The sequence below is a fragment of the Amazonocrinis nigriterrae CENA67 genome, assembly GCF_016056305.1.
Lineage (GTDB): Bacteria > Cyanobacteriota > Cyanobacteriia > Cyanobacteriales > Nostocaceae > Amazonocrinis > Amazonocrinis nigriterrae.
Genome location: NZ_JAECZC010000001.1, coordinates 1 through 14,661, shown reverse-complemented (window position 1 = coordinate 14,661; position 14,661 = coordinate 1). Strand labels below are relative to the sequence as shown.

Below are 14,661 nucleotides of genomic sequence, written 5' to 3'. Positions count from 1 at the left end.
ATTAAGATACTTCCAGAGTAAAATAACGACTTCGCGGGTTAAATTCTGAATTCAGCTTGGCGACATCAATGTTTATAGTTTCCAATTCTCATACGCGTGTATTTACCGCCCTGTGTTTTGTCAGCTTTCAAGTAGGTGTTTTCTTAACAACTACTGCCCAAACTGTTGTTGCTCAGCCTTTACCATCTCTGATAAATTCGCCACAGCAACCTGCTTCACTTCCGCCCAATCCCGTAACAGAGCGATCGCCAACCCAATTCCCCTCACCGCCACCAGGTACCGAAGTTGTACCTCCCAATGCAAATAACGAATCTCCTCAATTCACCCGCTACCTTTTAGGCCCAGGAGATGTAATTAACGTTGTCTTTCAACGTCCTCCTGGTGCTTACCGTTTAGGGCCAGGAGATATCATCAGCGTTGTGGTTCAACGCTTCCCAGATTTAAGTTTTCAAGCCTCAATCAATCCAGAAGGTAACGTTACTGTCCCACTACTCGGTACAGTGCCGCTACAAGGTTTAACTTTGCAAGAAGCACAAGAAAAAATTCGCTTCTTACTCAATAAGTATGTAGTTAATCCTATAGTAGTATTATCTTTAACAGGGCAGCGTCCAGATTTGAGTTTTCAAGCCCAAATTAATCCAGAAGGCAATATTGTCGTACCGCGAGTGGGAACGGTTTCCATAAAAGGCCTGAGTTTGGAAGAAGCACAAGAAAAAATTCGCTTGAGTTTAAGTAAGATTGAGGTCGATCCGCTGTTGGCAGTATCACTAGTATCGCCACGCCCAGTTCAAGTGACCATTACCGGCGAAGTATATCGCCCAGGAATTTATGGCATTTCCTCAGCAACACCCAGAGTCGCTGATGCTTTGTTGACAGCTGGTGGTTCTACAATGACCGCAGATTTGCGGCAAGTGCAAGTGCGGCGGAAATTAATCGATGGTTCTGTGATTTCACAAAATCTTGATTTGTATGCAGCATTGCAAAATGGTGATTCCCAGCCTACTTTACGCCTGCAAGACGGCGATGCCATAGTTGTGCCACGCCGTGAAGTCGGCACTGACGACAGTTATGACCGCAATTTAGTAGCACGTTCATCCTTAGCCATACCACAGATTCGAGTCCGGGTTTTAAACTACGCTGCTGGAGGAATTGTGGTTCAAACGCTGCCCAATGGTAGTACTTTTGTAGATGCTTTGGGAGGAATTAATCTAGATTCTGCTAACCTCCGAGATATTGCTCTAGTTCGCTTCGATCCAGAACGAGGTAGAGCAATTACCCAGAAACTCGATGCGAAAAAGGCTCTTGCAGGTGATGTGGCTCAAAATGTGCCACTTCAAGACAATGATGTTATTGTAGTTGGTCGCAACCTAATCACGAGAATTACTACTCTGTTTAGCACCATTACCCGACCTTTCTTTGATGTCCAAAGCTTTATTCGTTTCTTTGACATATTCGGCGGTTCAAATTAGTTGATTTAGTATCTTGAGTTTTTGGTAGGAGGAGGGGGACAGGGGAGCAGGGGAGATGAGGGAGATGAGGGAGATGAGGGAGATGAGGGAGAAATAACAACTAACGACTGACAACTGACAACTAACAACTAACAACTGACAACTTTTTATATATGCCTCTGCCATGACCCCACCAATTGTTAAGCGCTATCTCATTGCTTTTGAAAAGTACAAGTGGATTGGATTAGCCAGTTTTGGTTTAGTTGTAGCTGGGTCAACGATAGTGGCTGTACAGCCGGAACCACCAGCTAACTACGTCGCTGATGGCGCACTCACCTACAATCGTCCACCCGTTTCTTTCTCGACAACAGGTAGCGAAATTCAGCAACAAGGGCAAGAATTGAGCGAGCAAATTTTGCTATCAGACGGAATTATCGAGCCTGTAGCAGCAAAGCTCAATGTTAAACCAAAAACCATTGGTACAAATGTCGCTCTGAAACTGCCGGAAAAAGCTAAACCAGGAGAAACAGCATCCACAATTATTGATCTCAAATATAAAGATTCTGACCCGAAGCGTGCCCAAGAGGTATTGCAGGAATTGATGCAAGCGATGATCAAGTTGAGTGGTGATATCAATACAGGGCGATTAAGAGCAATTATTCAAAAAATTAATGAACGTTTACCACAGGCTAAGTCAGAACTGCAAGCAGCAGAAAAGAAGCTAGAACAGTACGATCGCATTCAACGACCTGCTATATTGGCAGCTGAAAATGGTAGCCTACTGGGTGCAGTGACTGCTAGCCAAGCTCAGCAACGACAAATTCAATTAACTATTACTGGAATTGATGCCCAAATTCGTAGTTTACAAAGTAAATTGGGCTTAAATGTCCAGCAAGCTTATGTTTCTTCTGCTTTGAGTGCTGATCCCATTTTGGCCGAATTGCGATCGCAAATCTACCAAAATGAGGCGCAAATTTCTTTGCTGCGTAAAGATTTGCGTCCCGAACACCCAACGATGATTCAGTTGCAGCGTCAGAAAGAAGCTAATGAAGAATTACTGCGACAACGTGCTGCTGAGGTGGTGGGTGGTATTGGTTCAACGGCCCCTCTAGCTGGAGATGTAACGGGTATTCGCGCCCAAAGCAACTTAGATCCAGCCAGACAGCAGTTGGCAAACCAGATGGTAGCTTTGCAAACTCAGCAAGAAACGCTCAAACAACAATTAGCTGAGCAAATTCGTGAAGAAGCACGGCTGCGGTATGAGTATTCTCAAATACCTAACAAGCAATTAGAGCGATCGCGCCTAGAACAGGAGGTAGGACTTAAAAAAGCTGTTTATGACCAAATGCAAGCAAAGCTAACCGATGCTCAAACAGCGGAGGCCGAAACCGTTAGTAGTCTCAGCATTGCCAGAGTTCCCACTGTGATTAGTGATGCCAAACCAGCGAAGAGCGTGCCTGTCACCTTGGGCGTTGGTAGTTTCCTAGGATTAGTAGTTGGTGGTGGTGTCATATTTTTATTGGGGTCGCTGGAAGGTACTTTCAAAACCAAAGAAGATATCCGCGACAGTCTCAAGCAACGAGAAGTTGCCCTGCTGGGAGAAATACCTTTGATGCCAGTGGATGATTTAGATAAAGAAGCACTGCCAGTGTTATTTTCCCTGGATTCTGTTTATTTAGAGTTTTATGAAAAATTCCGCAGTAATTTACGCCGCCTTGGTGGTAATAACTTAAAAGTGCTGTTGATTACTAGCACTGGCACTCAAGAAGGCAAGACAACAAGTGCTTATAACTTGGGTGTAGCTTGCGCCCGTGCTGGCAAAAGAACTTTAATTATCGAAACAGATTTGCGATCGCCCTCCCGCTCTTCATCGTTGAAAGTTGCTCCTGACCCCGATGCGACCATCGAACCCCTGCGCTATTACGCCAGGTTAAGTGAATGTGTCCGCCTAGTTCCGGATGTAGAAAATTTATACATTATTCCCAGCCCAGGCCCTGTGCGGCAATCCGCTGCTATTTTAGAATCAAGCGAAATGCGACGGCTGATAGAGGATGTTCGTGAACGCTATGATGTAGTCATATTAGATACTCATCCCCTCAGTTTATCTAATGATGCGTTGTTAATTCAACCCTATAGTGATGGCATAGTTTTAGTCGCCCGACCAAACTATACACAAGAAAATATGTTAGGTGAAGCTATTGATCAATTAGTTGAATCTGAATTAGGGCTGTTAGGAGTGATTATCAATGGTGCTGATATTGTTGTAGCCGCACCTCAGCCAGCAGTTGCTTCATCCGTGAGAGAATCTGAAATTAGACAAGATGCAGAAGAAGTTTCTAGTAGTTTTAACAACAACTAGATAGGTGGACTATTTTTTACCTCACGCAAAGACGCAAAGGCGCTAAGAATAACGCGAAAAAAACGACTTTTGCAAGAAATCTCTTCATGACTAGGACTTACGCATCGTACATAAGTACTATCCATAATTTGGTTATTTCAGCCATTTCTAGCATCCAGCGATCGCATTTCCGGAATATTGTATAGTTTGAGTGTGGTTTTAAAAGACGATGTAAGCAGAGGGAAATTCGTCTTTATGGCTCAGATTCAACTTTGGACTAATTCCAATAATATTGTCTTGCCTGTTACTCTTGGTAATGGTCAAAAAATCAATATGAATGTGAAGGCTAATGAAGCTTTCTATGATGACAGCGGATATGTCCAAATTTTCTCTATGCGCTTCAATAATGGTGAGTATGGTAACTTCAAACTATTGCCAAACAATCAGAAAGCAGATCAGGCACTACGTTTTTGTAAAGACGTTCTTGCACCATTTGGACTAACTATTATTGGCGGAATGATTATGGAAGGTGAAACAGTTATCGATAACCTTGCACGTCATCTTTTTAAGCATGGTAGCTCAGTTTTAATTGACAACATTTTTGAGCAATACACCATCAAAAATTCTTCATACTATGCAATTGATAATGGTGAGCGCGTGATTACTCATCCCGTCAAGTTGCAGTTAAAATAACTTTTCTTTAACGTGAGTTCAACGCATTTTAGAGGCTATAAGTCTGATAGATAAAGGATTATTTCAGCCAAGACCGAAACAACTCTCCTCAATTAGTTGAGAAGAAAGTCAATAATTAACTGATTCAGGAGTTACTGATTTTATTCTCAATAGGCAAAGAGTATTTTTATGAACAGCTATTTACCAAACAATAGGCTGGTCAAAGATTTCAGCGTTTAAAGTTAATATAACTCACGTGAAAGCCAGATTTAATCTGGCTTTCTTACAGCAATTCTCATTTATTTAGACCACACTCTTGTATTTTGTTTGAGCCTTTGCGCCTTTGCGTGAGGCAAAAAAATGTGGTTCATTAACCTGAAAATTTCTGTAATTACGAATTACGCATTACTTGCATCTGCAAACCGTTTGTTAATTTCATCCCAGTTAAGGACATTCCACCAAGCATCTAAGTAATCAGCACGGCGGTTTTGATATTTCAGATAATAGGCATGTTCCCATACATCATTGCCAAAAATGGGGTATTTGCCTTCACTGAGAGGACTATCTTGGTTGGCGGTAGTCGTTACCTCCAGCTTGCCATCTTTGTTGCGGACAAGCCAAACCCAACCACTACCAAAATGACCAGCACCAGCTTCGTTAAACTGTTTTTTGAAATCTACAAAATTACCAAAATTTTCATTAATTGCTGATGCGATCGCTCCTGTGGGATCTCCGCCACCTTTCGGCTTCATAATTTTCCAGAACATCGAGTGGTTGACATGTCCGCCACCATTATTTCTTACTGATTTGCGAATATCTTCTGGGACACTATTAAGATTTTTTAACAATTCTTCAACAGTTTTACTTTTGAGTTCTGGATGTTTGTCTAATGCTGCATTCAGGTTTTTTACATAAGTTGCATGGTGTTTATCGTGATGGAACTCCATAGTTCTATCATCAATGTATGGCTTGAGTGCGTTGTAAGGATACGGCAAAGGTGGTAATTTGATTGCTCCTGTTGTAGCTGGTGTTGTGCTAGCAGATGTAGAATTTCCCCTAGGAGTTCCTGCTAAAGCACAAGCATCTAATGTAAAAGTGCCTACACCTGCACCGAGTAAAAACAAGAAATGGCGTCGATTAATAGTCATAAAATTTTTTGCAGCGAATCCATAAAATTTGTGGACAGTTTTTATTTTCTGAGATTCTGGCTACAAAAAATTGGGGAGTGGGGACTGGGGACTGGAAACTGGGGACTAGGAAAGAGTTTCCCAATACCTAATCCCTAATCTCTAATCCCCAATACCTTATTACCCAAAATGCTGAATAATTGCTTCGGCAAATTCAGAACATTTTAAGGGTTCTACTGGTGGTTCTAGCAATCTGGCTAAATCGTAAGTGACTTGTCTATTAGCGATCGCATCTCCTAAACCTTTCTTAATCAGATCTGCGGCTTCTTGCCAACCCAAATACTCCAGCATCATCACACCAGATAAAATCACTGAACCAGGATTAATTCTGTCTAAGCCAGCGTGTTTCGGTGCAGTGCCGTGGGTAGCTTCAAATATGGCACAGGCATCGCCAATATTCGCCCCTGGCCCCATTCCCAACCCACCAACTATGGCAGCGGCGGCATCAGACAAGTAATCACCGTTCAAGTTCATTGTGGCTAGAATCGAATACTCATCTGGTCTGGTTTGGATTTGTTGAAAAATACTGTCAGCAATCCGGTCATTCACTAAAACTTTATCTTTCCATTGGCCATTGCCGTGGGTTGACCAGATTGAGTTAAGAACGTTTTCGACCTCCTTGACAATTTGCGCTTGTTTGTCTGCGGTTAAAGCATCAAAACCTGGATCAATTTGACGGGCATTTTCTTCTAAGGAAATATTAGGATTTTTCTCTTTATTACTTAAAATCCAAGATTCCCGTTCAGTAACTGTTTGTTCACGAAACTCTGTAGTTGCTAGTTCGTAACCCCAATCGCGGAAAGCCCCTTCGGTGTACTTCATGATGTTGCCTTTATGCACCAAAGTCACCTGTTGCTTGTGTTTGGGGAGTTGTAGGGCGTGTTTGATGGCACGTCGCACTAAACGCTGGGAACCCTTTTTACTGATGGGTTTGATGCCAATTCCAGCATCCAGGGGGATTTGCTTTTTACCATGTTCTGGTGTGGCGGGGATTAGTTCTTCGTTGAGGATTTTAATTAAGCGATCGCCAATTTCACTACCTTGACGCCACTCAATACCCAAATAAATATCTTCTGTATTTTCCCGATAAACAATTACATCCAGCTTTTCAGGATTTTTGTGAGGTGAGGGCGTACCTGCATAGTAGCGGCAAGGACGCACGCAAGCGTAGAGGTCAAAAATTTGCCGTAGCGCCACATTTAAAGAACGAATACCACCACCAACAGGAGTAGTTAAAGGCCCTTTAATTGCCACACCATATTCTTGAATTGCCGTCAGAGTATCTTCAGGTAAATACTGATAAGTACCGTATAATTCACATGCCTCATCCCCAGCATAAACCTTGAACCAACTAATTTGACGTTGGCCCTTGTATGCCTTTGCTACCGCAGCATCTAGCACTTTTTGAGCCGCAGGCCAAATATCTATACCTGTGCCGTCACCCCGAATAAAGGGGATAATTGGATTGTCTGGCACAATCGGTTCACCATTTTTAAAGGTGATTTTTGCTCCGGTTGTCGGGGGGGTAATCTTGTCGTACATAATTTACATACTCCTGAATGATACGCCGTTGGAATTGGGAATTGGGAATTGGGCATTGGGCATGGGGTATGGGGCATTGGGCATTAGTTATTTCTCCCTCATCTCCCCCATCTCCCTCATCTTTCCATTCCCCATTCCCTATAAAGCAGATTTTCCCCCTATTCCCCGTTGTACATTATTTGGGGCTAAAGTATGGGATTGGGTTAAGCGATCGCAATTTTTGTACGATCAAAAATAGTAAACTACTTTTCGCTATCAGTGCTTCGCAAAAAAAGAATGCCCGATAGCTGATCGCTTTCTCACGCTGACGCTAACACGAGTAATGGCATGACAGACCCAATGATTTTATCAGGCCCTGCGAATGACATCGACTCTCTCCGCCTCCAGTTAATCGCTGGGTCTCTTCAAGTCCAACAACAAATCATCCCACAGTTGGCTGACTTGGGTAATGAGGGACTAGAGGTGTTGATGGAATTTTTACTGAAACGACGTGACAATCCAGCAACTTGGGTCGATGGTAAAGCCTACCAAGTCCTCTATAACTCTGACGCACCTTTGGCTAGAGAATTTCTCCAAACCAGTTTTCCTGAAGGAATTGTACCTCTAAAATCAGAGTCTGGGATTAATTACAATCCTTTGCAACAGCTACTTGCTGCCCAGGACTTCCAAGCAGCCGATCGCATGACTATACAAAAAATGTGTGAGCTAGCGGGGCCAACAGCTGTACAAAGAAAATGGTTGTATTTTACTGAGGTAGAAAATTTCCCGGCTGCGGACTTGCAAACTATTAACAACCTATGGTTAGTCCACTCTGAGGGTAAATTTGGCTTTTCTGTACAGAGAGAAATTTGGTTGAGTTTAGGGAAAAATTGGGACAATTTCTGGCCGAAAATTGCCTGGAAAAAAGGCAATAATTGGACACGATATCCTAATGAGTTTACCTGGGATTTGAGCGCTCCCAAAGGTCACTTACCGTTATCTAATCAACTACGCGGCGTGCGAGTAATTGCTTCTTTACTATCTCATCCTGCTTGGTCTACTAGTACAGCAAAATAATTGTGATTCTAGGTAAAGACAAATTATGATCAATGCTAACCAACGAGAATTTTACGTCATCATTGAACGAGATGAAGATGGTTATTATGTTGGAGAAGTTCCTCAGTTACAAGCCTGTTACAGCCAAGGAGAAACAATTGATGAATTGATAGCGAATATCAAGGAAGTAATTGAACTTTGTTTAGAACAGAATCAGGAAAAAATACCTGAGTTTGTAGGAATTCAAAGGGTAGTAATTTAATGCCAAAGCTACCAGTTTTAACAGGAGAAGTAGTTATTAGCAGTTTGAAAAAAAAGGATTTCAGGCGGTGCGTCAAAAAGGTAGTCATGTGCAAATGCAACATGAGGATGGATGCTTAGTAACTATTCCTGTTCATGCTGGTAAAACTATTGGTAAAGGATTATTACGTAAGATACTACGCGATGCTGAACTGACAAGAGAAGAGTTCATTGCATTGCTGGAATAAAACTCTTAGGGGAATTTCCTACTAATCCTAAATCGACAATCTCAAATCTCAAATTAGATAATGGCTAAAGTTCGTCTAGAAGATATTAAACGCCGGTTTAACAATGTCACTGCCATCGAGGATATTACCTTTGAAATTCCCGATGGCGAGTTTTGGGTTTTGGTCGGGCCTTCCGGTTGTGGTAAATCGACAATTTTACGCACGATCGCCGGTTTAGAAACTGCCACATCTGGCAAACTCTTTATTGGTGAACAATTGGTCAACAATGTGCCAGCAAGGCAAAGGGATGTGGCGATGGTGTTCCAAAACTACGCCCTTTATCCTCACATGACGGTGGCGCAAAACATAGCTTTTGGTTTACAGATGCGGAAAGTTGACCAAAGAATCATTCAAGAACGAGTAGTGAATGTAGCGCGATCGCTTTCTCTAGAACATCTGTTGGATCGCAAACCCAAACAACTCTCTGGGGGACAGCAACAACGGGTAGCATTAGGAAGAGCGATCGCCCGCGAACCACAAGTTTTTTTATTAGATGAACCTTTGTCTAATTTAGACGCCCAATTGCGGGATGACACCAGGGCAGAATTGAAACAGCTACATCATCAATTAGGCATTACAACTATTTATGTCACCCACGATCAAGTGGAAGCGATGACTTTGGCTGATAAAATTGTGGTGCTAAATCGGGGGCGGATTCAACAAATCGGCGATCCTCAAACTATTTACGCGCATCCTGCTAATGAAATGGTGGCAACTTTTTTAGGTAGTCCACCAATGAATATTTTGCCTGCAATTTATAAGAATAATGCTTTTGATGTCAATGGACAGTTATTAGCAATTCCAGCAAATGTGGCGAAGTCTGTGCATTTGCCGCAGGGACAAAATGTTGATTTGGGCATTAGACCAGAAAATATTTATATTAACGAACCGCACAGGTACAGAGAACACGGAGAGGGAGAGTTAGGAGAGTTGGTGGTTGATGTGAAGGTAGTAGAACCTCTGGGGAGAGAAACTTTGATTCGTACTGGTTTACCTGGTTCTTCGGTGCTGGTGAATGTTCAAGTTGGTGGCGATGTGCGTCTGCGTCTAGGCGATCGCCTGTCTCTCCAACTTGATTTAAATCATCTGTTTGTATTTGATTCTGTCACCGGAGATAGGTTATATCCCCAGGCGAATAATTAGGAGATAAAGGTGTTAAAAACAAACTTCCAGACTCAACAATTCCTATTGCATTTGGTTTGCTAAAGCGCCAATATTGTTGGTATTTGTTGAGGAAATTTTGTCCAATAATGCCTTCTATTCCCGGAAGGTTTAAAATTTTACTTTGCTCTAGAATTATGGCATCCAGGTTTGTGGCTTGGCGTTGCTGAATTTTGATTTGATTTAACTTAGCTTTTTTCACTACTTCAGTGCCACCAAACCCAAAAATTGCTGTTTTCTCTGCTTTGGGTTCGTCAATTCCAAGCTTTTGAGCTAATGGTTTAGAAACCATCATTGTATAGGCTCCTGTATCAATGGCAAAACTAAAAGGGCCTTGATCATTAATATAAACTTGGGCAGTCATAATACCAAAATTTCCCTTTAAAGGAATGGCATTAGCCACAGGTTGAGAAGGTGGTAAAAGTTGTAATTGTCGCTTTTGAGGATTGAGTACAACATCAAAATTACTTAAAAAATCCAGCCCTAAAACTCCAGATACATTCTCAGGAAATGACTGTGCAGGTAGTCCTAAAGCATAAAGACCGGAAACACTTGCAGAGTTTACAGATATGGTAGGTAAAATATAGGCGCTAGTTTGTAAGTTTTTCAGGTTATTACCAATAACTGGTTTATTTTCTAAAAGTCCAGATGGTAGAGGCGTACTTTCAAGTTTTAATTGTTTGGCTATTTCAGCATTGATGACTGTATGACCACTACCAGTATCTATGAGAAAAGTATAAGTTTGTCTGCCAATGCGGACAGGAATAGTAAAAGATGAGCTATTTGCAATCAAGTCAAGTTTGACATTAGCTTGCCCTTTGGCAATGCGTTGAGGAAGTTGGATACCAGATGCTTCTATAAAGGCACTCATGCGGGCAATAGCATCAGGGCGAAAGCTGCCATCTGGCGCTAATGCTACTATTTGTAAAGCACATTTTGTGGTGACAGCCTCGGATTCTGTTTGATTGAGTGTTTGTTGGTTAAGCAATTTGCTCTGAGTGCATTGTAATACTTGTTCTAGAAGCTGTTGACCAAGTTGGCTTGACTTTGGTTGAGAAGGTATAGCTGGCTTGTGGGGAATTTGCCCAACAGCAGGTGTCAGTACAAAAGAGAAAAAACTATTAAAATAAATACCTGCAATTAAAATTTTAGGCAGTAGACTATTACGTCGGTGAGGCTTTTGATTTTTTTGCAGTTGATATTGTAGCCACCGAGTTTTAATTGCAGTTTGCATAAGAATTATTGATGATTGTTAGCTAACATACTGTTGTAACTGGTATTTAGCTAAATTCCCAGGTGCAAAGGCTCCTTTTTCTGTGATGATGGCTGTAATTAACTCTGCTGGGGTGACATCAAAAGCAGGGTTGTAAAATTCAACACCTGATGGCGTCAAGATAGTGTCGCCAACTTGGTAAATTTCCTCTGGGTTACGTTCCTCAATGGGAATTTGGCTACCATCAGATAACTCAAAATCAACAGTAGAAAGGGGTGCAGCGACGAAAAAAGGAATATTGTGTGCTTTAGCTGCGATCGCTACACTATAAGTACCAATTTTATTCGCGGTGTCGCCATTGGCAGCAATTCTATCAGCACCGACAACTACAGCATGAATCAAACCTTGCTGCATACAATGGGCTGCCATATTATCAGTAATTAAAGTTACTGGAATCCCTTCTTGTACACATTCCCAAGTCGTCAGTTTTGCACCTTGTAAGCGGGGACGAGTTTCATCAGCAAAAACCCGCGCTAAACGATTTTCTCTCCAAGCGGAACGCACAACACCCAAAGCTGTACCGTATCCAGCAGTAGCTAAAGCCCCAGCATTACAGTGGGTAAGCAACGTCAGCTTTTCAGGAGTACTAGGTAACACTGTCAAACCATGATCACCAATCATTTGACAAGTTTGCAAATCTTCATGATTGATTGCTTCAGCCGTCTCAAACAGAATTTCTTTGATTTCTGCCACTGTTCCTAAGCTTTCGTGGGCAGTTTTTAGCATTCGCCCAATTGCCCAAAATAAATTTACCGCCGTTGGACGAGTAGAACGTAACAACTGAGCGACTTTTTCTAAATGAGTGAGAAATTCCTGGCGATCGCTTGTCTCAATTTCTCTTGCCCCAAGATACAATCCGTATGCCGCAGCAATACCAATAGCAGGCGCACCACGCACAATCATAGTTTTAATTGCTTGCGCCATATCTTCACTGCGGTGAATTGCTACAAAAGTATATTCATTTGGTAAGCGGGTTTGATCAATTAGTGATACCGAGTTGTTATGCCAAATAACTGGGTAAACCTGGTTTGTAGAAGGCGTCATAAAAACAGATACTTGTTAGACAATTTATCAAATAAATCTTAACTTTTCCTTCCTCACTCTCTGTGCGACAGACTTTAATTATGGTAGGGTGCGTTATGGACGTTAGTCCTAACGCACCGAAAATCAATGATGGTGGTGCGTTGCGCTATGCGACAACACACGCTACAAAACAAGATAATGGGTGATTTAATCACTTGTGTGTACACCATAGCCTAAAAGGCGAGGGAGGTCGGGAGGCTTAGGGGCCCCCACGATAGTGGGGTTGGGGGGAAAGAGGTTCATCGAACTCACGTTACTGTTAACTCAGCACTTCTTAAAGTTAGGATAAAGGTATCGTCCAGGAGACAGTTAGGATGGTAACAATACCTGTAACCAGTATTACCTTTGAAGAATATTTAACTTATGATGATGATAACGGTTTTCATTACGAATTGGTGGATGGCAGATTAGAGCTAATGAACCCACCTACTATTCAACATTTTTTGATTGTTGATTTCTTAGACAATTCCTTGAGAGCAGAAATCAAGCGGTTAGGCTCTCCTTGGCTGTGTTTTCGGGAAACTGGGGTGAGAACTGGTATCAATAAATCTAGGTTGACTGACTTGTCTGTAGTGACGCTGGAGCAAGCAAGAGAATTGATCAATGCTTCAGCAGTATTTCAGTCACCCCCCTTGTTGATTGTAGAAGTGGTCAGTCCAGAGTCGGTGAAACGGGACTATCGCAAGAAGCGATCTGAATATGCAGCGTTAGAGGTTCCTGAATATTGGATTGTAGACCCACTGCAAGCAATGATTTCAGTGTTATTGCTGGAAGAAGGATTATACGAAGAAACAGTTTTTACTGCCAAGCAGCAAATCGTATCACGGACTTTTCCAGAATTAGCGATCGCAGTTGCAGAAGTATTTAACGCAGCTGATTTGCCTTCCTAGAAATTTACAGCAAATTCTCAATTACTTCTAGAAAATTTTTCAAAATTATCGATACATTGTCACGTCGCCAAACAGCAACGATTTCTAGTACTGGCGATTCTCCTTGTATGGGACGATAGACTACACCACTTCGTTGCTCCTATGATTGATAATTCGGGTATTGGTTCTTGATATAAAAAATCTATCCTAGTAGATGTAATACGTTTTTGTTCACCAAAAATTATAATTTTTGCAAACGATTACGTTCCATTCTTGAAATAGATTTTAGATTTTGGCTTAACTCCAAAATCTAAAATCCAAAATTGACTATGCTGCTTGCGGTTCTACTAAATTTTCTATTCCCTGAACGACAGTAGCCGATTCAATTTTGTCACCCGCCTTTAGTTTATCCAAAATTTCTTTGCCCTCAATTAAATAACCGAAAACAGAATAACGACCATCTAACAAGTTTCGTCCTGCGGGGGTGAGTTCTGGTTCAAACAAAAAGAAGAAAACTTGTGATGAACCTCCATTGACTTCACTTTCAGGACGTGCCATTGCTAAAGCACCAAAGGCGGAGAAGGGCAAAACTGGCATATCAAGGTAACGTCCAGCGTCTTCAAGGGTAATGCCGTATGTAGGTTTTTTATCGCCTTCTACGAGGACTTCTAAAGGAATGCCCCGGTATTTGCCTGTTGCTGGGTCAATAAAGCCTTGTTCTTTTCCTGGGGGATCTCCAGTTTGCAGCACGTAAGATTCTTCAGAACGAGTGAACTCTAAGCCATTATAAAAACCCCGTTGCACCAAATCTACAAAGTTACCAGCAGTGACAGGAGCGCTGTAACCATCGACGACAACGCTCAAGTCACCTTTGTTGGTTTTAATTTCGATAGTGGCACGACCTTTAAGTTGAGGTAAGTTACTATACTCAGCAGGAACTTCATAAGGGAATCCCTTCACCATCGACTCTTCCAAGAGGCTAACGATATTGAGCAGTTTGCTTCTGCTTTCGAGAATTTGGCCTTTGTCTTTGGTTTTCACCAATTCTTGTAAGTCATTCACGCCTGATTTTAAATCATTAATCCAAGCTTCTGCTTGGGACTGGCGGTCTTCAGGAACACTTGCTAGGATTTGGGAAGGTTTATCGAGAATCTTGGCGGCTTTGCTGAGGTCTTTAGAGACAGCACCCCACCGCTTATTCGCCCGCAATTGGTTGGAGATGTCTTCTAAACTCGCTTGTAGTTCCCGCACTGGCTTATTATCTATTGGGAGTGCATACCGCAACAAGGCTCTACCATCAGTAATTGCATTTCCAGATGGCAAAGCGGCGTGACTTGCAGGAGTCCAGCCAGCTGTATTTATGCCTAAAAATATTGTCACCAACAGTATTGCCATTAGGCTGTTCTTCAGCCAGGATTTTAAGAAGTTAAACATGAGATGGCTCAAATGCAGCATCAAATTGTTGACTGGGCGTAACCCATCAATCATCTTCCCACAGGAGGGGGCAGGGGCGCGGGGGAGATGGG

The 14,661-nt window shown here is 42.2% G+C and carries 13 protein-coding genes; 8 read left to right on the top strand and 5 right to left on the bottom strand.

Annotation, left to right across the window (positions count from 1 at the left end; all coding sequences use genetic code 11):
- Positions 1-68 precede the first annotated feature (68 nt).
- From I8748_RS00065 to I8748_RS00055, 3 genes are all read left to right on the top strand, one after another.
- Complete coding sequence (locus tag I8748_RS00065) at positions 69-1,469, top strand: polysaccharide biosynthesis/export family protein (protein ID WP_198122686.1); 1,401 nt, start codon at positions 69-71, stop codon at positions 1,467-1,469.
- A 163-nt stretch (positions 1,470-1,632) separates the two neighbouring features.
- The gene (locus tag I8748_RS00060) at positions 1,633-3,807 is read left to right on the top strand and encodes a GumC family protein (protein WP_198122685.1); all 2,175 of its coding nucleotides are present in this window, start codon (positions 1,633-1,635) and stop codon (positions 3,805-3,807) included.
- Positions 3,808-4,041: 234 nt separating this feature from the next.
- A complete protein-coding gene (locus I8748_RS00055; RefSeq protein ID WP_198122684.1) occupies positions 4,042-4,479 on the top strand; it encodes a hypothetical protein in 438 nt (145 codons plus the stop codon).
- 377 nt (positions 4,480-4,856) lie between these two features.
- On the opposite strand, the gene I8748_RS00050 is transcribed toward I8748_RS00055, so the two are convergent.
- Together I8748_RS00050 and I8748_RS00045 are read right to left on the bottom strand one after the other, a co-directional pair.
- Complete coding sequence (locus tag I8748_RS00050; RefSeq protein ID WP_198122683.1) at positions 4,857-5,606, bottom strand: superoxide dismutase; 750 nt, start codon at positions 5,604-5,606, stop codon at positions 4,857-4,859.
- Positions 5,607-5,765: 159 nt separating this feature from the next.
- Positions 5,766-7,187 carry an NADP-dependent isocitrate dehydrogenase gene (locus tag I8748_RS00045; protein ID WP_198122682.1) on the bottom strand — a complete coding sequence of 474 codons (1,422 nt, stop codon included), beginning with the start codon at positions 7,185-7,187 and terminating at the stop codon, positions 5,766-5,768.
- A 327-nt stretch (positions 7,188-7,514) separates the two neighbouring features.
- Here I8748_RS00045 and I8748_RS00040 point away from each other — a divergent pair, with 327 nt between their 5' ends.
- The 4 genes from I8748_RS00040 to I8748_RS00025 all read left to right on the top strand — a co-directional run bounded on the left by I8748_RS00040 (position 7,515) and on the right by I8748_RS00025 (position 9,892).
- A complete protein-coding gene (locus tag I8748_RS00040) occupies positions 7,515-8,243 on the top strand; it encodes a GUN4 domain-containing protein (RefSeq protein ID WP_198122681.1) in 729 nt (242 codons plus the stop codon).
- 25 nt (positions 8,244-8,268) lie between these two features.
- Positions 8,269-8,484, top strand: coding sequence for a type II toxin-antitoxin system HicB family antitoxin (locus tag I8748_RS00035; RefSeq protein WP_198122680.1), 216 nt, complete (start codon positions 8,269-8,271; stop codon positions 8,482-8,484).
- A 67-nt stretch (positions 8,485-8,551) separates the two neighbouring features.
- On the top strand, positions 8,552-8,710 hold the full coding sequence (locus I8748_RS34830) for a type II toxin-antitoxin system HicA family toxin (RefSeq protein WP_318781165.1): 159 nt from the start codon (positions 8,552-8,554) through the stop codon (positions 8,708-8,710).
- 60 nt (positions 8,711-8,770) lie between these two features.
- The gene (locus I8748_RS00025; protein WP_198122679.1) at positions 8,771-9,892 is read left to right on the top strand and encodes an ABC transporter ATP-binding protein; all 1,122 of its coding nucleotides are present in this window, start codon (positions 8,771-8,773) and stop codon (positions 9,890-9,892) included.
- On the opposite strand, the gene I8748_RS00020 is transcribed toward I8748_RS00025, so the two are convergent.
- Both I8748_RS00020 and mtnA read right to left on the bottom strand, forming a co-directional pair.
- Complete coding sequence (locus I8748_RS00020) at positions 9,855-11,144, bottom strand: retropepsin-like aspartic protease (protein WP_198122678.1); 1,290 nt, start codon at positions 11,142-11,144, stop codon at positions 9,855-9,857. The genes I8748_RS00025 and I8748_RS00020 overlap by 38 nt on opposite strands.
- An 18-nt stretch (positions 11,145-11,162) precedes the next feature.
- Positions 11,163-12,227, bottom strand: a complete 1,065-nt coding sequence (gene mtnA / locus I8748_RS00015; protein ID WP_198122677.1) for an S-methyl-5-thioribose-1-phosphate isomerase — start codon at positions 12,225-12,227, stop codon at positions 11,163-11,165.
- A gap of 353 nt (positions 12,228-12,580) precedes the next feature.
- Here mtnA and I8748_RS00010 point away from each other — a divergent pair, with 353 nt between their 5' ends.
- On the top strand, positions 12,581-13,156 hold the full coding sequence (locus I8748_RS00010) for a Uma2 family endonuclease (RefSeq protein WP_198122676.1): 576 nt from the start codon (positions 12,581-12,583) through the stop codon (positions 13,154-13,156).
- Between the two features lie 306 nt (positions 13,157-13,462).
- Here I8748_RS00010 and I8748_RS00005 read toward each other — a convergent pair whose 3' ends face one another.
- On the bottom strand, positions 13,463-14,569 hold the full coding sequence (locus I8748_RS00005; RefSeq protein ID WP_198122675.1) for a peptidylprolyl isomerase: 1,107 nt from the start codon (positions 14,567-14,569) through the stop codon (positions 13,463-13,465).
- Positions 14,570-14,661: the final 92 nt, after the last annotated feature.

Bases quoted from the DNA above. Each gene is read 5' to 3' on its own strand.
- I8748_RS00065 (WP_198122686.1), top strand. From the start codon at position 69: ATGTTTATAGTTTCCAATTCTCATACGCGTGTATTTACCGCCCTGTGT.
- I8748_RS00060 (WP_198122685.1), top strand. From the start codon at position 1,633: ATGACCCCACCAATTGTTAAGCGCTATCTCATTGCTTTTGAAAAGTAC.
- I8748_RS00055 (WP_198122684.1), top strand. From the start codon at position 4,042: ATGGCTCAGATTCAACTTTGGACTAATTCCAATAATATTGTCTTGCCT.
- I8748_RS00050 (WP_198122683.1), bottom strand. From the start codon at position 5,606: ATGACTATTAATCGACGCCATTTCTTGTTTTTACTCGGTGCAGGTGTA.
- I8748_RS00045 (WP_198122682.1), bottom strand. From the start codon at position 7,187: ATGTACGACAAGATTACCCCCCCGACAACCGGAGCAAAAATCACCTTT.
- I8748_RS00040 (WP_198122681.1), top strand. From the start codon at position 7,515: ATGACAGACCCAATGATTTTATCAGGCCCTGCGAATGACATCGACTCT.
- I8748_RS00035 (WP_198122680.1), top strand. From the start codon at position 8,269: ATGATCAATGCTAACCAACGAGAATTTTACGTCATCATTGAACGAGAT.
- I8748_RS00025 (WP_198122679.1), top strand. From the start codon at position 8,771: ATGGCTAAAGTTCGTCTAGAAGATATTAAACGCCGGTTTAACAATGTC.
- I8748_RS00020 (WP_198122678.1), bottom strand. From the start codon at position 11,144: ATGCAAACTGCAATTAAAACTCGGTGGCTACAATATCAACTGCAAAAA.
- mtnA (WP_198122677.1), bottom strand. From the start codon at position 12,227: ATGACGCCTTCTACAAACCAGGTTTACCCAGTTATTTGGCATAACAAC.
- I8748_RS00010 (WP_198122676.1), top strand. From the start codon at position 12,581: ATGGTAACAATACCTGTAACCAGTATTACCTTTGAAGAATATTTAACT.
- I8748_RS00005 (WP_198122675.1), bottom strand. From the start codon at position 14,569: ATGTTTAACTTCTTAAAATCCTGGCTGAAGAACAGCCTAATGGCAATA.